Annotated in this window: 6 protein-coding genes (1 of these 6 running past the window's edge); 3 read left to right on the forward strand and 3 right to left on the reverse strand. The window is 58.5% G+C overall.

Annotation, left to right across the window (positions count from 1 at the left end):
* The coding region annotated (locus BM035_RS01685) for an LEPR-XLL domain-containing protein (RefSeq protein ID WP_139216006.1) crosses the window boundary (this coding region is incomplete at its 3' end): on the reverse strand, positions 1 to 16,378 show 16,378 of its 40,022 nt. 23,644 nt of the annotated region lie to the left of the window's left edge.
* A gap of 203 nt (positions 16,379 to 16,581) precedes the next feature.
* Between BM035_RS01685 and BM035_RS01690 the strand changes: the two genes are divergently transcribed.
* Positions 16,582 to 17,295, forward strand: coding sequence for a response regulator transcription factor (locus tag BM035_RS01690; protein ID WP_092029980.1), 714 nt, complete (start codon positions 16,582 to 16,584; stop codon positions 17,293 to 17,295).
* Between the two features lie 18 nt (positions 17,296 to 17,313).
* Here BM035_RS01690 and BM035_RS01695 read toward each other — a convergent pair whose 3' ends face one another.
* The gene (locus BM035_RS01695; RefSeq protein WP_217646293.1) at positions 17,314 to 18,384 is read right to left on the reverse strand and encodes an HlyD family type I secretion periplasmic adaptor subunit; all 1,071 of its coding nucleotides are present in this window, start codon (positions 18,382 to 18,384) and stop codon (positions 17,314 to 17,316) included.
* Positions 18,385 to 18,490: 106 nt separating this feature from the next.
* On the opposite strand from BM035_RS01695, the gene BM035_RS22755 reads away from it, so the two are divergent.
* Positions 18,491 to 18,946, forward strand: coding sequence for a response regulator transcription factor (locus tag BM035_RS22755; protein ID WP_092030108.1), 456 nt, complete (start codon positions 18,491 to 18,493; stop codon positions 18,944 to 18,946).
* On the forward strand, positions 18,939 to 19,754 hold the full coding sequence (locus BM035_RS01705; protein ID WP_092029983.1) for a SapC family protein: 816 nt from the start codon (positions 18,939 to 18,941) through the stop codon (positions 19,752 to 19,754). Before BM035_RS22755 ends, BM035_RS01705 begins: the two co-directional genes overlap by 8 nt.
* 218 nt (positions 19,755 to 19,972) lie before the next feature.
* Here BM035_RS01705 and wecA read toward each other — a convergent pair whose 3' ends face one another.
* Positions 19,973 to 21,019, reverse strand: a complete 1,047-nt coding sequence (gene wecA, locus BM035_RS01710) for a UDP-N-acetylglucosamine--undecaprenyl-phosphate N-acetylglucosaminephosphotransferase (RefSeq protein WP_092029985.1) — start codon at positions 21,017 to 21,019, stop codon at positions 19,973 to 19,975.
* Between the last annotated feature and the right edge of the window lie 69 nt (positions 21,020 to 21,088).

Raw genomic sequence — 21,088 nt, forward strand, 5'->3', positions numbered from 1 at the left:
CATTATCGATGAGGTTATAGCTCTCGGTGTTAATATCGTCGTAGAGTTCACCGCGGCGCTCAGCCCGGTCACCCACGTTGAGGTAGAGAGTGCCTCCTGACATTTCGGCCAGCACTGGATCCGGTCCCAGCCTCCAGGTCTTACTGCCAGAGAATGTGATACCCAGCGCGGTAACCGACAAGCTGGCATGGGCCACCGATGAGAAAATGCCGATGCTGGCATCGATACCCGCAAGGGTGACGGTCTTGGAGAAGAAACCGAGGTCGATTTCCAGCCCTACGGACCCGTAGAGGCGGCCGCCAAAGCCATTGTGGGCCAGCGTAAGCTCCAGACCGCCCTCGATTTGCAGGGGACCAAGGCTCACGCCGAAGCTGACCCCGCCCTGAATCAGAAATTCGCCTTTGCTGTTGATGTAACCGCTGACATCGACGCCAATCACGCCAAAGAAATCGAACGAGGCTTTGTCTACCCGAAGTTCGAAGACGTTGTCTTCAAAGGATATTTCACCGTCAAATTCACCCTGGAACGGCAGCATGAACAGCTTGCCATCCAGGCCAAAGCGGAAAGAATCACCTGCGATGGTTGCCAGCTCGTTACCAGCGCTATCCGTAGCAATATACGCCTGTGACCCGGTGTTTATCTGAATCTCAACCGTGGTCTCTGCCTGCAGAACGGCAAGGCCAAAGTCAAAGCCGGCTTTGGAGTACAGCGCGAAAGCCGGCGTTCCGTTTTCCACGGTGAACCGTGCGGCCCCGACAAACTCAATGTCGCCGAGAACGCCCAGATCAATATTCATATCCAGGGCAGCTTCAACCCCATCCCTGTCGATCTGCAGGCGAGCACCGCCGGACATGGACAACACGCCGGCCAGGTCCAGCGACGCGTTACCCTGAATGAACAATGACTCGGCAGAGACCGCTTCCTGGGTAAACCCGGTGCCGTTTTTATCAATCACGGTCACCGTCCGCTCTGATCCGGTGGTATTCAGGCGCAGGTTGAAGGCACCGGCAAGGGTAAAGACGCCACCGGCCTGGATCAGCACCGAATCCTCACCGGAGCCGCCGAGCGACAGCGCTCCGTAGATGCCGGCATCACTACCCGCCACCAGCCCGAGAGTACCGGTTGCACGGAGTTCTTCGAAGACCGGCAAATCGAGCTTCATATCGAGCGTCAGCTCGGTCAGAACCTCGCCATTCGTGTCACTCAGAAGGATAGAAAAGTTGCCATCGAGGTTCAGAGCGCCAAGCAGGGAGAGATCACCGGAACCGGACAGGCCAAGGTAGAAGTCCGCAGGCGTCTCTTTCTGCGGAGGAATGTTGCTGATCTCGAGCACGGCCGGAAGCCCCCGGCTCTCCTGAAACTCCACCGGTACATCGTACCTGACCACCTTGCCGGTGGTGTTCATGACGAACTGTAGACTATCGACGTTGAGCTCAACCGCACCAAGGTCGAGATTGATTTCCGACAAGCCAAAGCTGGCGGCGAGACCGCTGTTGTCGGCCACCAGCAAGGCCCGGCCCTTGCCCTCGAGGAATCCGCCCACAGACGCGGCTGCATCAATAAACAGTGTGAACTCTTCGTCCGTCAGTTTGACCTCAACCACACCATCCAGGGTCGCCATACCGAAGAGGTCAAACGCAGCCTCGCCCTGCAATCGGATCAGGCGCTCGTCGAATTCAAGGACAATCGGTGAGGCGTCATCCCCGGTTTCAATCCGGTAACCGGCAGCCACACTGCCGTCGGGTAGTTCGTAGCTCGACTGGCTGAAGTCCACCACAGCCATATCACCGCTCAGGGCCTGATTGAGATCCAGCATCAGATCATTGACTTCGGCCGTGACGCCGTCGATCCCCACAAGCCCCGCCATTTCAAGATTGGCCTGGGCAGCGAAATAGGCCGCCGGATTGCTTAAATTGGTGTCCAGCATGAAGACCGCCCCGATGTCCAGGTCTTCCACCGCCAGACCAATGGCGCTTTCGTCGCGACTTGATCCGTCGATTCGCCCTTCGCTGTTGGTTTGCCAGTATCCGCCAATCCCTGCGAACCCATAGACATTCGACATACCAATGGCCAGAGACGTGACCTCTCTTGTAGTGTCATTGGACAAAGTAACGACTTCACCGCCACGCTTGGTAAACGCGATAGAACCGGCAACCTGTAGAATACCCGCCAGGTCACCCTGGAAATACTCAACCTTCGCCTGAATGATTTCGGAGTCGAAATCCAGAAACACGGGGCTGTCTGGATTGCCCGTTTCAACCCGCAGGCCCTGATCACCGAACACCGGTTCTCCCGGTGCTGGCAATGCCAGCCCCTCAATCAGTGAACTGAGATCACCGTCCAGGATATCCTTGATCTCGCCCACGGCATTAAAGATGTCACCGACACTGCCAAGAGGAAGTCCGGGCGGCAGATCTGGCAGAAACTCCAGATCCGGGGAAGGCAGATTGAGCTCATCAAAAAAGTTTTCCGGATCAACCCCACCCTGCATCAGATCAATATGGGGCATTGGCAGGATCAGAGCCGCTTTTTCAAGCCCCTTTATCAGACCGGTATTGATGTTGACCTCAATACCTTCAAGGCGGGCATCCAGCACCTCTTCCATGCCCACAAGACCGGCAGAGCCCACACTGGCTTTGCCAGAAATATACTTGGGCAAAGCCCGTTCGATGCGATCAATCTTTACACCAGCGAAGCCGGTGGCCGTCATCAACGACAAACCCAAATCAACATCTTCGACCGCAAGACCAATAAAATCATCCGAGCCCGGATCCCCGATCCCGGCATAACCGCTGAGATTGGATGCCCCGAGCGTCATGATTTCGACATCATGATAAAGGGTATCCAGTCCGACCTCGCCAAGAATGCCGGTTTCCACTTTGACCAGTTGGCGGGTCTCGCCCTTGCTGAACGCCAGCGAGCCTTCGAGATGCAGGAACTCTGCAACCGAAATCTGGGCGTTCTCAACACTGGCGGCAATCTGAATACGACGGTCGTGATCAAGGAACACCGAGCCGCCCAGGGTAGGCATTTCGCGTCCCTGTTCTCCATAGGTTCTCTGGAAATCGATCCAGGCCAGAGCGTCTGTTTTCGGTGCCCGCGAGGCGCTGTTCAGCGCCACCTGTACATTCTCGAGCCGTGCCGTAAGCACAGGATCCAGACCCACCACGCCGGCCTGGTCGATCTGAAGTCCCAGTGCATTGAGGCTGTATTCGTCGTTCTTGTACTGACTGAACGCAAAGTCCACGCCACCGGCATAGATACCGATAGCACCGTCCGGGTCACCAATCCCGAAATACGGGTCACCGATACCCACAAAAGCATTGATGTCAGTGCCTGCCATATTGATAGTGTCGAAACTCTGGCCATCATCAAGGGCATCGGTTCCGAGGATAACGCCTTCCTCCCGGCCCAGACTGAAGGAAATATCGCCACTCAGATGAACAAAATTCTCTATGGCCAGCGTTGCGCCCGCCAGATCCACCGCAAAAATCTCTCCCCGGCTGCCGTCCAGATCCAGAACCAGTTCGCTGTCGCCACCGGTACTTCCTCCGATACCTCCGACATTGCCGCCAACCCCGAGAGGGATTGGCAGTGCCTTGGCACTGTAATCAATTACCCGACCATCGCTGGCTGTATTTATGGCGAGATTGGCCTGGTCGACCTTCAAGTCCATAAACGGCAGTCCCACCAGTCCCGCAAACTGAGTGCTCGCCTTGGCGGATACCCAGGCATCACCGCCCAGCCCCAGAACCACTGCGGCAGCAAGGTCCAGATCGTCTATGGCAAGCCCGACTCCCCCGTCGTTACGGTCTCCAAAACCGGCAAAGATATCCTGATTGGCGGCACCCAGGGTGAAATAGACAACGTCCTCAAGACTGCCGTCACTCAGTACCAGGGTTTCAAATTCAAGAACAATGTCGAGCTCATCCGTGAACTTCACCAGGCCGAACAGATCCACTTCGAACCCGCCATTGAAGCCCAGCAGACTACCAACCTCAGGCCCGATATCATCAAGAGTGAACGCCAGATCGAGGTCGCCGAAGGAAATCGGCGTCTCGGCCAGATCGATCCCGATCCCATCCAAGGGGTTTTTCAGGTAAGAAAGATCAATATCTGTGGCTGAGAGACCGATACCGGGCAGGCCAACAAAACCAAGCCGACCAATATCGGTCTGCATCATGGTCCACTGACGATTGGGGTTCTGACGGTCGGTAAGAATGCCGAGACCAAAATCCAGGTCGCTTATTTCGAACCCGAACCGACTGCTGCCGCCAAGGTCAACACCGACAAAGCCGTTGGCGTCTACAGCAGTAAACGTCAACGCATCAACCTGGGTGGTCTGGCCATCGGTCAACACCGCCGACTGAACCGACTGGGAGAAGGCAAAGAAACCATCTACCTGCACGACACCGAGCAGATTCAGGGACAAATCGCCCGAAACGCCCAATTGTTCACCAGCCATGTCGAGCACAATTCCGCTGGCAGACCCTGAGCCCGGCCCCGGAGCCAGGCGCACGCCAAATCCGTCATCCAGTTCTACCGAGCGCTGTGAAAAGTCGATGGAACGGCCATCAGCCGAGGCCGTGTTCAGGACCAGGTCCATGTCCCTGGCTTCCACCGTCAGAATGTCCAGGCCAGTGAAACCGACCTGACTGGTATTGGCCTTTGCAGAAATCCAGTAACGGGTCGGATTCAGCAGATCAACGGAAATGGCGAAACCAAACGCGGCCTCCTGAAGACCAAAGCCCACACCATTGGCTCCGGCGAAGAAATCCAGATCAGTCTCGGCAAACGTCAGCATCGCGACATCCGCCTGGGACCCATCGTCCAGATCCACCGTGATAAAGTTCTGGGTGATGGCCAGATCGACTGATACGTCGATAAAGTTCAACGCTTTAAGATTAAACGAGCCGGAGATCGCTGCAGTCGGCAAGTCCATCTTCGGCAGTTCCACCCGGAAGCTGCCGATGTCCAGAGGCGTCGCGCTGAAATCAATCAACGAATCATCAGTCGCCGCCCGGTTGAGGGACAGGTCGATATTGGTACCGGTAATTGACAGCAGGTCGGCACCCTTGAAGCCGGCACTCGCCGCAGAACCGGTGATGGTTGACCACTGCCGTGCCGCACTGCCGTCCACCGGCGCCAACTCAGCCATAGTCAACATCAGGAAGTCGACATTCTCGATACCGAACCCGATAGCCCCGGCGGTTCCGGGATTCACACCCACAAAGGCGGTCACATCCAGGGCGCCAATGGTCAGCAGGTCGACATCAACACGCTCGCCGGTATTCAGGGCCAGTTCAGTCTGCTGCTGTTCAAACACCAGAGTCGCTTCGGCATGCAGGAAATCAAACGCAGTCAGACTGATAAAGCCGGAAGCCCGAATGGCTTCGCCCCCGGTCATATCCAGCAAACGGGTACGGTCAGAACCGAATTGATAGCCAGCACCGGCCGAGGCCGCGAAATCCACAGTCGAGCCATCTTCAGCAGCGAGATTGATGGCCACATCCAGATCGGACCCACTGATCTGCACCAGATCCCCGAGACCATCAAAATTCACGTTGCCGGCGGTTCCCTGAAGGCTTGTCCAGCTCCGGCTACCGCCGGTTTCATCAAGCAGCGCGAGAGCAAAACCCACATCATCCAGAACGAGCTCGGCGGCACCTGCAATGCCCGCGTAGGCATCCAGACCTGCGGCACTGAGCACAAGGCCTTCTACGCCAACGGTATCGCCGGTGGACAAAATAGCGTTGCGAGTCAATGACTCAACGCCAACAGTGCCCGAAACCCGGAAGAAGCTGGTAATCGCCAGATCCACATCGAGGTAAGCAGCGATGGTTTCGCCCTGTCTGCCGTCCAGATCAAGAGCGTATATGGCTTCCTCACCAACCACTGTGCCCAGCTCCTGCCGGCTGGCGGTGTAATCGATGACACTGCCATCATCAGCGGCCAGGTTGATGGCGACGTCAACATCCCGGAAAGCGTCGATCCGGAATACGTCGTTATCGATTCCGGTTAAGCCGATGGCATCGGCGGAGGCTTCCAGCGAGGTCCAGGAACGGTTGCCACTGCTGAGAGCCGCAAAAGCGAAGCCGACATTCTCTAATGTAAAGCCGGTACGGTCGGCCGGTTTCTCCGCTTCAACACCCACAAAGAAACTGGCGTTTGCCGCGCCGAAACTGAGGCCAGAGGCACTCACCGTTTCCGCATCATTGCCGTCCCGCACCACCAGATCCGTATTCTCAACTCGCTGGAAGAAAACATCCGCCTCGAGGGTCACAAGGTCCGCCAGACTGGCTTTCAGACCCTGAGCCGCGAACGCGGCCGTATCGGCGTTCAATGCGCGGTCAAAGGTATAGGAGACGGCCCCAACGTTGATTGTCGTTCCCTTGGCAATAGCAGTTGCCTCATCCGTCGAATAGCGTACAGAAATGCTATCGGCGGACACGCCAGCCAGACCGGCGAGGCTGACATCAAAGCGGCCATTATCGAGCTCGAACGCCATCTCGCCACCTTCGGCGACCAACCCGAAATCCGCTTTCGACAGTCGGACATAACCGGCTGATCCCGCCTCCAGGGAGGCGGCAAAATCGTTACCTACGGCGACCAGACGACGCTCGTCCCCGGCGCCGGCACCTGTATCGAGGGCAAAGCCGATATCACCGCTGATTCGGACAAAATCAGCGACATTGGCACTGAAGTCTTCGAGCGCGAACGCTTTACTGTTGGCGGATACCGACTGTTCAAAGGTGTAGGCGATGGAACCGACCGAGAGAGTCTCACCCGCGAGGACGGTACCGGTGCTGTTGCTGTAACGGACAAACACGCTACCGGCAGACAAATTGGCAAGGTTGACGATATTGGCGTTGAATTCGCCATTGGCCAGCTCAAATACCACACCGCCGGCGGCACTGGACTTCAGCCCGAAGTCGGCGTTGGCAAGACTCAGGCCGGCGGCAGATCCGGCACTCAGGGACGCACCCATATTGTTGCCGACCGCGATGATCTCCCGGTTCTCATCCTTTCCCTGCTGCTTGAAAGCCAGATCACCCTCAAGGGTTACGAAATCAGCAAGGCTGGTCTTGAAACCCTTGACGCCAAAAGCCACGGTACTCGCACTGATGGCCTGATCGAACCGATACTGGATATCCCCCACTGACAACTCGGTTCCGGAATCTACCGTGGTTTTCGAATTGGTATACTGGACGATAACCTCACGGGCGGAAATCGCTTCAAAACCTGCGATGCTGGCAGAGAAGCTGCCTTTGCTCAGTTCGAAGGCGGTTTTCCCGGCACCGGCCATCAGACCGAAGGACGCACCAGTCAGGCTCAGCTCGATGACCTCTTCTACGCCCAGGCCAGCACTAACGTTGTTGCCTACCGCGACAATATCACTGGCAACTTTTTTGAACCCGAGATCTCCATCCAGGGTCACAAATCCGCCGACACTCGCACTGAAGTCTTTGACGCCGAAAGCGATCGTATTGGCCTCGATGCGCTCGCCGAAGGTGTAACTCAAATCCATGATTTCAACGCTGGTACCAGCGTCTATCGTCGTCGTGGCATTGGTGTACTGAACAATCACTTCACCGGCACTCACACCCGTCAGGCCTTCGATCGCCGCATCGAAGGTGCCGTTGCTCAGCTCGAACGCCAGCTCACCCGTGCTGTTGCTCAGGAACCCGAAGTCCGCATCCTTCAGTTCCACATAAGCCGCCTCACCCGCCGCCAGGCGCGCGGTGATCTCGGCACCGGCTGCTACCAGGTACTGCTCCGTGCCCCGGGTTTCGCTGCTGAACCCGAAGCGACCCGTCAGCCCCACAAAGCCCGCCACGTCGATGGTCAGATCGCCGACCGCTTCCATCACTTCGCCGCGACTGCCGTCCATGTCCAGGGTAAAGACATCGCTTTCAACCGCGCCGTTGCGCACATCCAGCTGCGTCGCCCGCTCGCCGGTGGCCTCATCGATCACGCTGTAATCCACCACCAGCGTACGCTCCAGCACCGCCTCCTGGACGTTGGTGAAGCCGGCCTGCAGCACCGACAGATCCACCGTCGCATCCGGCGCCACCACAGTGGCCACTGCCGGCGCCACATCCTGGCCCAGCAGTGCACCGCCAAAGCGGATTTGCAGAAGCTGGCCACTCCACAGGTCCACCTCCGCCGAGACGGCCTCACCCACCTCGGTGCCCAGCTCCGCCATGGCCGCCTCCAGCACCGACTGGACCTCGCTCCGACTCATGTTGGTGGCCAGCTCACCGGTGGTGACACTCTGGCCACCATGGTTGAGGGCCAGGGTATAACGCACTACCGCAGTCTCGGCGTCGATCTTTACCTGCTGGACTTCACCCACCCGGGCTTCGCCTTGCACCTGGTTGAACGGCTTGACCACCGCCAGGTCCAGATTGCCGAAGTGGCTGGTGATGTTGGCCACATCGGTGGTGGCCAGATCGCCGGTGAAGCTCAGTTCAAATTCGCTGCTGCGGCTGTCGCTGTCCTCCGCCAGGGTCACAACTACATTGCCTGCGCCGAACAGGCCATCCAGCGCGTTCTGGATGTTCGTACGCAGCGTGCCGGTATCGTCGCTGTAGGCAATTGGCGCACTGAATTGGCGTTCGCCGTCTGCATTAACGACCGAGAGCTCGAAATCGCCCTCAGGCAGATCCTGGTCGACATCCAGCGACCGCACCTGCAACGTGCTGACTTCGGCACCATTGAAACCTGCGCCGAACGCCACTTCGTAACGGTCAATCTCACCATTAACCGAGACGGTGCCCCGGTCGCCCAGGATGAGATTATCGGCGGAGGTTGCCGTTGACAGAGCATTGGCAAACTCTTCGATATCCAGACCAAAAGCCAGGAGCCCAGTGGTGTAAGTCGTTCCGTCGATGCGGACACTGAGACGGAACTCACCGTCTGTCTCAAACTCGCGGTCTACCAACACCCGCTGCACCGGCGCCACGGGGCCTTCCCCGTCCACCACCGTGCGCACCTCGGCGCTGGCATTCTCCAGGTCAGTCGCCACCACCGACAGCGGCGGCTGGTCGCTGCTGGCCAGATCGCCCGTGAACCGCAGGTCCAGCCCCACCTGGCCACTGGTGGACTGCGCCGCGTTGTAACTCACCGCAATATCGGTCAACCCCGCCTCGGCCAGGGCACCCTGCACCCGGCTGGCCAGGGTGGCACCATCGGTGGTGTACTCAATTAAACTGGTCTGTTGACCATCGAATACCAGCGCAAACCGACCGCCCGGCACCGCACTGCTGTCGGTGGCGGTAACCTTCAAGGGCGCCAGATCTTCGCCGGCCAAATCGCCCTCGAAGGTGATCACGAAGTTACCCTTGGCGCTGCTGGTCACCGAAACCTCGCCATCCCGGCCCAAGGCGGTGTTCAGGGCGTAACGCAGCGTCGCCGCGTTGGCAATGTATTCCAGCCCCGTGGTGGTGTAAGTCTTGCCGTTGTGCTCCAGGCTCAGGGTGTAACTGCCCGAACCACTGGTTACCAGCTCCAGCTGCTGCACTTCCGGGCTGCTCTCGCCCGCGACCTGCTGACGACCGAAGCTGAAGCTGCCCTTCTCGGAGCTCATGCCGATGTTGCCCAGGCTCACCCCAGCCAGCTGGCCGGTAAACTCAATCAGGTAACGGTTGCCGATGCCGGTGAAAGCGCTATCTTGGCGCACCTGCACATCGTCCGCGGTCACGGTAAAATCCAGACCGGCATCGGCGGTATTCAGCAAGCGCAAAAACTCACTGGTCAGATCCTGGATCGTTTTTGCCGGATCCTTCGCCCAGTTGAAGTAGAACGGCGTCGCCGGCAGAGTCGGGTTGCTGGTAAAGAACAGCCGGAAGCGCTGCTCGCCGAAGGCCTTCTTGAACACCACCCCGTAGGTTTCGTTCTGGGCCACACCAATGCCGTCGGCCAGGGTAGTGACCGTGGCGCTGAAGCTGGACGCCCGGGCGGTGGTGTCGCCCAGCAGAATCAGACGCTGCAGCTCATTGACGCCCGGGTTACCGGCGTCCAGTTTGTCCACCCGCACCGTCACCGGCGCCGGCTCGTCCCGCAGGGCCTGGAGCACCAGCTCCTTGATCTCGTTGACCCCCGGGTTGGCGACCCCGGCTTCGGTCACCGTCGCGGTGGCCGGCGCTGCCGTGAAGCCCGCCGTGAGGTCATCAATCCGCGTGCCGGCCAGATCGCCGACGAACTCGATCTCGTAGCCGTCGTAGCGGTTGCCACTGACCACTACGTTGCCCGCGCCGATGCCGGACAGGGATTCGAGGGCAGCTGTCAGATCCGAAAGGATATCGGCGTTAGTGCTGTCACCCGTGAAGGCCACCTCTGCACTGGTCGTGCCTCGGCTGACCGTTAAGGTACCCGCAGTCTCAACCGGAACGCTCAGTCCCAGGCGGGTATTCACTTTGGTGACAATCTCGGGAATGGCGTCCAGCTGGATGCCCTGGTTGATGTTCACCAGCACCTGCTCGGCCTTTACCGTCAACGCGTCAATGCCAGCCAGGCCGGCGCTGCCGGCCGTGGCCTGCAGGGTGGTAAAGCTGCGGGCGGCATCGTCCGGGTCGCTGATCAGCGCCAGACCGAAGTCGAGGTTACCCAGTGACAGGCCAACCTGGTCCGGGCTACCGCCATTAATACCAGCAAAGGCATCCACGTCGCTGCCGCCGATGGTAATCAGTTGCGCCTGATCAATGGCCGAGCGATTGCCTTGGCTATCAATCAGACCTACTTCCTGAGCCCGCTGCTCAATGGCGAAGCCGCCGGTAACGCTGAAGAAACCGAACACGTCCAGCGCCAGATTGCCCGCGGCCTTCAGGGTCTCACCTTCGGAACCCTCCATTGCAAAGGCGATACTGCCGCCGGCACTTTCGATGGGGACCGCAAGTTCTGTGGCGCCTGCGGCGTAATCCACCACCGCGTTGTCATCATTGGCCTGGTTGATCGAGACACTCAGCTCGGTCGCCTCGGCGGTCAGTCCGTCAATGCCTTCAAAGCCCAGCTGCGCCGCACTGGCCTGCAGGCTGGTCCACTTGCGCTGGCCGGTTTCCCGGTCGGCCAGCAGGGCCAGACCGAAATCGGTCTCGCTCAGGCCCAGCCCGATCCGTGAGGCCGGATCCGAGCCGTTAATGCCCAAAAAGGCTTCCAGCTCGCTGCCGCCCACCAGCAACGCATCCACCGCCACCTGTTCGGCAGCGCCGTCGCGCTCGGCCAGGGTCACCGTCCGGGTGGATTGCTCAAACGCCAGAATGCCGTCCAGCGTCACAAAATCAAACAGGTTCAGGCTCAGATCGCCCGAGGCCCGGGTCAGCTGACCCAGGGCACCGTCACTGTCCAGGGTCACCGTGGTGCCAGCCCCGGCCAGCACCTCCAGTTGCCGGAAACTGTGGTCGATCACCACATCCGCCGCGCCGGCTTCACCGGCCACGCCCCGGTTGATCTCCACCCGCAACTGTTCGGCACTGACCGACAGGCCGTCCAGACCCACAAAACCCACCCGGCCGGCGTCCGCGGCCAACGTGGTGAACTGGCGCGCCGTCGCCCCGGGCGCCACCTGTTCATTGATCAGGGCCAGACCAAAATCCACTGCTTCCAGGGCAAAGCCCATGGCCTCGGCGGTGCCACCGTTCACACCGGCAAACGCCTCCAGACCACTGCCGCCAATGGTTAGTACCCGGGCGTCGATCTCAGTGGGCGCCTGCGCCGTCTCGCCACTGCCCTCTTCGACAATCACTCCGTCGTTCAGGTAGAAACTGGCGTTCTTCTGCTCAATGGCAAAGCCACCGCGCACCTGGAAGAAACCGAAGGCGTCCAGGGCCAGATTGCCGCTGGCCCGCAGTAGCTCGCCCTCGGCGCCGTCCATGGTCAGCTCCACCGAATCGGACGGGCCGGTGGCCACGGTCAGCGCCGTGGCCCGGCCGCTGTCCGCGTCGGCGGGATCAATCAGCCCGTAATCAATCACCGCATCACCGGTCTTGCCGGCCCGGTTGATCTCGACACTCAGGCTGTCGCCGCCCAGCGTCAGACCGTCAATGCCGATCAGTCCGGCACTGGCCGCGCTGGCCTGCAGGCTGGTCCAGCTGCGCGTCGCATCCAGGGTGTCACTGAACAGCCCCAGTGCCAGATCAACACCGGCCAGTTCCAGGCCCACGGCCTCATCACTGCCGCCGTCGATACCGGCAAACGCCCGCACATCCGAGGCCCCTAGCAGCAGCACCTCAGCCTGAACCTCGTCACCGCCGGCCAGGGTCAGATCCAGCGGCGCACTCTGTTTGGTCAGGGCAAAGCCACCGGCCACCTGCACAAACCCGAACACGTCCAGGCTCAGGTTGCCGGCCACTTCCAGCACCTCACCCCGGCTGCCGTCCAGACTCAGCGCCTGACTGCTGGCCGGACCGGTGAGGACAGCCAGTTCGGTGGCACCATCGCTGAAGTCCGCGGTGCTGCCGTCGGCTGCCGAACGGTTGATACCGACCGCTAAGGAATCAACCCCAAGAGCCAATCCCTCTACCCCGACGAAACCAGCGCTTCCGACACTGGCCTCCAGTGTTGTCCAGCTGCGTGCAGCACCCGACCGCTCAGTCTGCAGCGCCAGCGCCAAGTTCACATCCTCCAGCGCCAGGCCTATGGCATTGGCCTTACCGCCATTGATACCAGCAAAGGCATTCAGTCCCGAGGCGCCGATCAGCAGCTGATCCACCGCAACCACATCGGCCGATTCATCGGTGTCCGTCGCCGGATTATCGGCCAGGGTCAGATCGCCAAGCTTCTTCTCAATGGCAAAGGCACCCGAGGTCTGCAAAAAGCCAAACGCATCCAGCGCAAGCTCACCCCGGGCCCGCAGCAACTCCCCTTCGGTGGCATCCAGGGCCAGGTTCACACTCGACGGCTCGGTGCCGGCGCTGGTGTTCACCGCCAGGTTGCGGGCAGCGAAATCCACCAGACGGCCGTCCCCGGAAGCCCGGTTGATCTCAACACTCAGGGACGAACCGGACAGCGTCAGGTCATCCACACCCACCAGGCCCGCCATACCGGCACTGGCCTGAACCGCCACAAACGACTCGGACGACTCCGCCGCCCGGCTGGCCATAAAGGCCGCTCCGAAGGCCACATCGGTCAGTGCCAGACCGGTCCGGTCCTCACTGTCGGCATTCAGCCCGGCAAAGGCCGACAGGTTCTGACCACCGATGCTCAGCACCGACACCTCAAGCTCGCTGCGGTTGCCCGCCTCGTCCAGAACGGTCACCGTCTCCAGCGTATCCCGCACCGCCAGATCGCCGCCGAAGCGGGCAAAGTCGCCTACCTCCAGCACCGCCCCGGTCAGAGCCACACCACTGAGATCGGTGGCAGCCAGCTGGCCAAAGGTGTAACCCAGCTCACCCACCGACAGCGACTCACCGGTCCAATCCTGGCCGGTGTTGTTGTAGAAAAACGAAGCTTCAGCGGCGCTTAATCCGGCAAATTCACCCAGATCAGCAAACACGCCGCCCCTGGCCTCCAGCGCTATTCCCTCACTGGCAACAACAAGGCCAAGACTGGCGCCGGTGGCGCCCAGGCCAAAATCACCGACTTCGAGCGTTGCACTGGCATCCGTGGCAATGGCATTCAACACTTGCTGGTCTGTCCCAACCAGGCTGCTGGAAAAGCCGAAGTTACCGCTCAGACTCACCGCATCGCCAAGGCCGAGACTGATATTACCGGACACTTCCAGCAGGCTGCCCCGCGCCCCGTCCATATCTAGATCAAGAGTGCTACCGGTGCCGGTAGCGACCGACAGTGCCCTGGCACTGAAATCCACCACCAGATTCTCGTCGAGATTTGCCACCAGGTCCGGCCGGGCAACGGTTTCGCCGACCTGAACCACGGTCAGCGATGGCGCAGGCCCTTCGGACGCAGTTACCCCGAGATCACTGAAGTCGATCCCCGCCAGAGCGCCGCCAAACGTCAGACTGAAACCGTCGGTCTCATTACCGAGGACCACCACCTGCCCATCGACATCGTTGGCTGAGTAGCCGCCATGAGCGGTTGCCGCGGCCTTCAGTAATTCCTCTGCTGCCTGGGTCAGTTTGTGTCGGGCACTGCTGTCGGAGCGGCCTTTCAGCAAACCAACCAGAGCCGCTTCGCCCAGAAAATCCAGCGTCACCGAACCGGTAACGGAAGATGTCTCCAACAACAGTTCCGTGGCAACCTGTTCGTCTTCCTGGGCCACAGGCTCACCCTGGCTGCTAACGTTGCGGTTGACGGCCAGATCCAGCGCCTCCGCACTCAGGGTGAGGCCATCAATGCCAACCAGACCCACGCTGGCAACATTACCCTCCAATGCCAGCCACTTCTGGGCCGCGTTGGCCTTGTCGCTCATCAGCGCCAGGCCAAACTCCAGATCCTCCAGCGACAGACCAAGGGCTTCCGGAGTCTGGCCATTGACGCCGGCAAATGCCGAGACATTCTCAGCGCCCAGGGTCATCAGATTCACCGCGCGGTCGCTGCCGTCCGACAACCGGACCTCGGCGCTGGACCGCTCAAAGGCAAAACTGCCGGACACCGAGAAGAAACCTGCCAGCGCCAGATTCAGATCACCGAAAGCCCGCAGCAGCGGGCCCGCTGCCGCATCAAACGCCAACACAATGTCCGCATCGTCTCCCGTGGCCACGGCCAGAGGTGTCGCCTTGAAGTCGATGATCGGAGCGCCGCCGAAGGCCTCGTTGATCTCCAGTTTCAGCTGTTCGGCTGTGATGACGATATCAGCGGGAACACCCTCTAATCCGATACCCCCCGCGAGCCCCTGAAGTGCCAGCCAGCTGTAACCGGTCGCGGCCTGGTCAGTCAGCAGCGCCAGCCCCAGATCGAGATTCGTGAGAGAGAAACCCGTGCTGGCTGCACTGTCACCGTCAAGGCCGGCAAAACCTGAGAGACCCCGACCGCCAAAGGCCAGAACATCGGCCGATACGGCCTGGCCGTCGGCCAGCGTCAGGCTCTCTTCCCCACTGGTGATCGAGAAGCTGCCCTCGGCGCGGATAAAATCGCTGACCTGAAGGGCCGCGCCAGTTACGGACACACCCTGGCGATCCGTCGCCGCCAGAGAATTAAAGGTATAACCGACGCCACCAGCTTCGACGGTCGTGCCTGCCCAGTTCGCACCGGTATCATTGAAGTAAAGCGCAGCACCTTCAGCGGCCATCATCAACTGATCGCCAAGATTGGCGAACAAACCGCCAGAAGCTTCCAGTGCCAGACCATCCGGACCCGCGACCAGACCAAAGCTGGAACCTGTAAGCCCAACGCCGTAGGCACCGGCCGACATAACCGCCGTGGCGTCCCTGGAAACAAGCAGCAATTGATCACCGGTTTCATCACGCTGCAAACCGAATTCGCCGCTTATGCTCAGGTTATTTCCGACACGGATATCGCCATCCAGACCGACAATGAGGCTCTGGTCGGTTTCTGAATACTGCAGCAGGAAATCGCCGGACAAGGCCATCAGCCCGGCGTCAAACTCACCGGAGAATGACAAATCACCGGGCGAGCCGAGCGAATTGAAATAATCGATATTCAGGAAGGCGCCGATATCATCGGCGATGGTGCCGGTATCGACAGCATCATCAATTACAGAAAAGCCGGCGCTGATGCCAGGCAGGAATTCCCGGGCCACAAGTTTCAGTTCTGTGTCGGTCTGTTCCAGATCGAAATACAGATCGCCAGCTGAACCGAATAGACCAGTTGCGTTATCGAACTGACCGGAAGCACTGCCAAAGGTATAAATAACAAATTCATCTCCGGCTTCAGGCGTAAAGTCCTGCCAGAGATCAATTTCGAGCGTACCGCCAAAGCTCACCCCACCACTGACGTTGATCTGGTCATGAAAACTGTCGCCCGTGCCTGCACTGGTGCCGCCCAATTCAATGGTAACCAGCGCATCATTCTGGTAACCCAGATCGCCATCAATATCCTGAACGCCCGGCGAATAGCCGGGGCTGTGCTTGCCCTGGACCACCACATTGAACGGAGCAACGCCACTGCCTGCCAGCGTGTCGTCTCCCCCCACAACGATGGAGCCGTCACCCAGAATTTCCGAAAATGATTCCAGATGACCAAGATCGAATGCACCGGGCGCCACCACCAACTCACTGTCCGCCGGCGTATGACGATCGTACACTTCAACCTGCACATCCAGGTTTCGCTGATTCTCGGAAACCTCGTCCAAAACATAAACATCGCGCGTATCAACCAGAATATCCTGGCTGTCATCCCTCTGAAGCATGGCCTGCACCGCACCGAACACCGGGTCGGCAGACAGCAGAATACGTTGTTCCAGGGCTTCAAGTTTGAAGGAGTTTTTTACCGCTTGGGCGATCTTTTTACGCTTGAACATGGTGGCTTTGTCTCAGTCAGCAGGCACACGGGTTTCAGAGAAATCCTCAACCTACAATTAAAGACATCAACAATTTGAGTATCAATACTAATTTTGTTGCAAAAACTTACAGACAGGACGGTCCTGTCGGTTGTAACCTTACAAAAGACTGAAGGCGTCATGCGCCTCAACGGAAATGCAGTTCAGGGAGATCGGTAAGGCTCATGTTCAAACCCCAACAAATTCTTCGCGTGCTGGTGGCAGAAGCTCCGGGCGGAGAGATGACCAATCTGGTAGATTTTTTTCGTTTCCGTGGGTTTCAGTCGACAACGGTCACGACCTCAGATGTGATGATGCAAGAGCTGAAAGCTCCCGCCTACCATGTCGTCGTCCTTGACTCGGAGTACCTTGGTGGTAGCGGTGAGGGAATTGTTACGCAAGTACGCCGAATATATGGTTATCAGGCAGGCGTCATCGTGCTCTTGAGAGACGGGGGGCCAAAATCGCGGATTCGCGCTATGAATGTTGGAGCGGATGCGTGCCTTGAAAGGCCGGTAGATTTAGAGGAGCTGGAAGCGGTGGCATGGCAAATCTATCAACGCCTGAGGCTGAGCAATTCGACAATTGACGATACCGGAGCCTGGGCCTTTTACCCGGGTAGTGGGGTACTGGCAAGCCCCAACGGGCAACGCATCAACCTGACAGGTTCTGAATCCCGGGTGATCTCGGCGCTGGCTGAGAACTGCGGACGCGTCGTAAACAGACAAACGTTAATCGACATAATGGCTCCGGGTGGTGCCCCGGAGGACACCCGCCGACTGGACGTGGTCGTCAGTCGCCTCAGGGCTAAAGTCAAATCCAAATCGGGGAATGAACTGTCGATCAAGACGTTCAGGAACATGGGCTATGCGCTGTCAGACATCCAGGTGATTGCATAGCCCGATTGCGCCATTATCTCAGTCCCGTAAAGCCAGTTCCTGAACCTTGGCGATAGGCTCCCAGAAATACTCCAGCACGGTCCGTTTTCCGGAAAGCACATCGACCGTTGCCGTCATGCCAGGAATAAAGGTCACCGCTTTACCTGTTTCTTCCAGTATCAGTTCGCCCTCGATAGCCACGTCAACCAGATAGTAGCTCTGACCTTCTCTCTTTTCACCCACCACCGCATCCGGGCTAATGCGAATAACGCGGCCATCCACAGAACCGTATTTGGCCGAATCGTAAGCAGACAGGCGGATACGAACGGCATCGTCCATGCGAATGCGGGATATATCCTTGGGCATGATCCGGGCCTGAACCATCAGATCCTCCCCGGTAGGAACCAACTCAAGGATGGTATCGCCAGTATTCACATACCCCCCTGGAGTCCGGAAGTTCAAGCGGCTGACAATACCTTCCATGGGGGCACGAATCACGGTACGGCTCACCCGCTCTCGCAGTCGGGGAAGCGATTCAAGCAGTTCACTTTGCTCGGCCACCACAGTATTGAGCTCTTCCATGGCCCGCAGTTCGTAGGCCGCACGGGCATTTTCAATTTCAGTCTGTAGCTCCTCAATGCCGGATGACGCCTGATCGATGGCAGAGATTGCCTGGTCCCGGTCGCCACGGGCACTTTCAACTTGCCGCTGAAGCTCCAACAGGCGTGTCCTGGGTGACAGATTATCGCGCACCATAGGCCGTACCACCGCGATTTCCTCTTCGAGGAATCCGTCTGCATCACTCGGGAAAACAACATCCACAACGGTAACCAGGCCGCTATTCACAATAGCGGCTGCCTGATCACCACCGGCCGATACCTCCGGTGTTTCACCGGCCTGGCCATAGAACGTCAAGGTGTCACCATCGACACTCACACCGGAAAGTGCACCGCCCTCACCAACAGCAAGATCTTTTGCGTAATCACTCGCGAATTGGCGGGCCGCACTCAACTCTGCGTCGGTGCGCTCTACGTCGCCAACTGCCAGGGGTCCCGTGCCAAACTCAGTAGCAAGGGTCGTAAGCGTAAGAATCTCTTCTACATAAGCCAAGAAACAAGCAACACTACAATTGAGTATATATTTGTTTTTTAGTACTCTTTTTGCAGGCTTCTCAGTAAGAAAGGCAAGCCATGCCAATCGTTCAGGGGTAGAAAAAATGAAAAAAACCGGAGTGATTATCGTTGGCGAACTCGGAGGCCGGAGTGAGGCACTTGCAAAACATCTGGTGGCGCAAACATTCAGAATCTGCCAGGTGGACACACCAAAGCAAATGGCTGAGTTGCTGGACACGAGAGAGTGGCACCTTGCCCTCATCGACTGCGCTCTGCCAGGGGAAGGAGCCCATATCTGTACCCGACATATACGGGACCGCTATGCGCAATCGGTTGCTATCATCATGGCAATGCGGAGCAACCGGCTAGCTGAAAGGCTCAGAGCCTGGCGCTGGGGGGCGGATGTAGTTGTCGCCAATCCCTTAAACATTCATGAAGTCCGCCTGATCGTCAGGCAACTGAGTTTTCGCCTTTCACAGGCCTCGATGCATACCCAAAAAAGCTACCGGAGAGCCCGCCAAGACGCGCAGATGATAGCAGGGGGCCGGACTGATGCGTAATACTCTCGAACCTGGCGCTGAGGTCATTACCCAGGCGCGTCATGGCGGAAAAACCTGGAGAGCACCACAAGGGTTCCACTTCGCCAATGATGAGTACCTCGTCAAACTCACAGATGCTGAAATCATTACCTTCGCAGATCACCTACCCTTCGCTTTCCAGTTTACTGAGAACAGCTGGCAGGCACTCGGCATGATCGGCAATCCACACACCGGTAACGCCTGTGTCACATCGGATGGCCAGTGGCAATCAGGCTATATTCCGGCGATATTGAGAGGTTACCCCTTCGACATTACTGCTGACCAACAAGCAATGCTTGCCATAAGGGAGAACTCAGGCCTGGTCCTTGATAACTATGAAGGACAGCCCTTCTTCGATGCCTCCGGAAACCTCTCACCCCTACTCACCAAAACACGCGCATTCCTGGTCAAGGTTCAGGAAGGGCGACGAAAACTATCTGCGGCCATCCGTGAGCTGGACCGACATGGACTGCTGGCACCCTGGGAGAGTTTTTCTGCGCAACTCAGCTTGCCAGGAACAGGACCGGATCTGCTGCGCGTCGATGAGAAACGATTCAGAGAGCTACCTGACCGGGACTATCTGCGTCTGCGTCGGGCCAACGCGATCACACTGATCTATGCGCAACTTTATTCCCAGCGACGACTTCCGAACCTGACCCGACTGACCCAGTTACGCCACAACCACGAAAGCAATACCGACGCGCGGTACAGCGATGCAATGCAAGGCGGAACGAGCGCCGAAAATGAACTAATAGCACTGATCAGTAAGGAGATGCGTGACCTGAAATAAGGTAACACCAATCAACTCCAAAAAGGACCCTCCCCGGAGAAGGGTTTGGCGGGTTGGGGAGGGCTTTCAAGGGGTTGCCAAGGGTAAGTGAGTGATCCCGACCGCTGCGTGTAAACGAACGGGATTTCAACTTAAAGGCAAAATCATTATTACTCACCCCTGATCATTTGTAAACATTTTTAGTATACCTTTGTGTGCCGGCTGAATGGTTACAGAGTCTAATGCCTGCGGTAGCGCATTCGAATACGCCAGCCATTCCTCAAGACACGCTCATATAGCAGGAACAGCGCCAAGAACAAGGCTAGCATCGCCACCTCAGGTACCTGAAAATATTCACCCAGGAGGCCGACCCCTGCCAACAACGCTGCACTGCCGGTTATGAGCCCAAGCGTCTCGCGATCGGTAAACCCGGCTCTCATAAAAATATGATGCAGATGCTCCCGGTCCGCGATCATGACAGACTGGCCACGGGATAGCCGTCGAAGCATGATCGCCACCATATCCATCAGCGGCACAGCCACCAGCCATAATGCCGTCACTGGTCGCATCGCACCCGCCTCCGGATTAACACCTTTCGCCAGCAGCCAAACCACAGCAAACCCGATAAACATCGAACCGGCATCACCCATAAACACCTTTCTGCGCCAGGGGCGTATTTTCAGGTTCGCCATCATATAAGGCACCAGTGCCAGGGCCAGACCGGCGGCCAAAGCTACTTCCATCTCCAATCCGGCAGGCATGTAAAGCAACACCAGGGCTGCCAGGGTAACCAGGGAAAGGCTGCCGGCCAGGCCATCGATGCCGTCCACCATGTTGTAGGCATTGGTGGCTCCGATAATGGCGGCGATAGTAACAAGGGGCCCAAGCCATCCCAGCTCAACCACACCGTGACCCACCAGATCACCCAGGTGGGTGATATAAACGCCGGAATACATCACCAGTAAACCGCCCAGCACAACTTGAACGACAAGCCGTATCCTCGCCGGAATATCCAGGGCGTCATCTGCGGCCCCCACCATCACCAGGGCCAGAGAACACAGCCAGAACACTCCGTAGCCGTCCGTGAGTGGCATCAACAGGAACCACGCCAGAATCAGTCCCAGAAAGGCGCTGACCCCGCCGATCAATGGAACCAGTCCATTGTGATGCTTCCGTTCGCCGGGCCGGTCAATAAGCCCCACAACAGGTGCCAATGGCTTAAGGGCCAGCAGTGAGCCGCAGGCGAGCGTTGCGGCAAGAAAGCCGAGTTCGAGGGCAGAAAACATAAAATCTCCAGGCGCAAGCTGTCCATGGCAAGCCGGAAACTGCCTGCATAGGCAGCTTCCGGTTCACCC

The sequence above is a fragment of the Marinobacter sp. DSM 26671 genome, from assembly GCF_900112835.1.
Taxonomy (GTDB): domain Bacteria; phylum Pseudomonadota; class Gammaproteobacteria; order Pseudomonadales; family Oleiphilaceae; genus Marinobacter; species Marinobacter flavimaris.